The following is a 279-nucleotide window of genomic DNA, read 5'->3' as shown; positions in this document are numbered from 1 at the left end:
CGGATCGCTATATCGAGCAAGGCAATGTGTTCCTTAATGGCAAGCGAGCCACCATTGGCGATCAGGTGAAACCCGGCGACATTGTGAAAGTAAACGGTCAGTTGATTGAGCCTCGGGAAGCCGAAGATTTGGTACTTATCGCCCTGAACAAGCCCGTCGGTATTGTCAGCACCACCGAAGATGGCGAGCGCGATAACATTGTCGATTTCGTTAACCACAGCAAACGCGTGTTCCCGATTGGCCGCCTGGATAAAGACTCCCAGGGGCTGATTTTCCTCA

General features: G+C 52.3%; 1 protein-coding gene. It reads left to right on the top strand.

Annotated features, from left to right (window positions below; all coding sequences use genetic code 11):
* The coding region (locus ACODJP_RS13920) for a pseudouridine synthase (RefSeq protein WP_422482520.1) at nucleotides 1–279 on the top strand (279 nt) is incomplete at both ends.

This window comes from Pleomorphochaeta sp. DL1XJH-081 (assembly GCF_049310885.1).
In the GTDB taxonomy this organism is placed as follows: domain Bacteria; phylum Spirochaetota; class Spirochaetia; order Sphaerochaetales; family Sphaerochaetaceae; genus CAYZJV01.
Note: the sequence above shows the minus strand (reverse complement) of the source record. Positions and strands in the feature narration are given on the sequence as shown.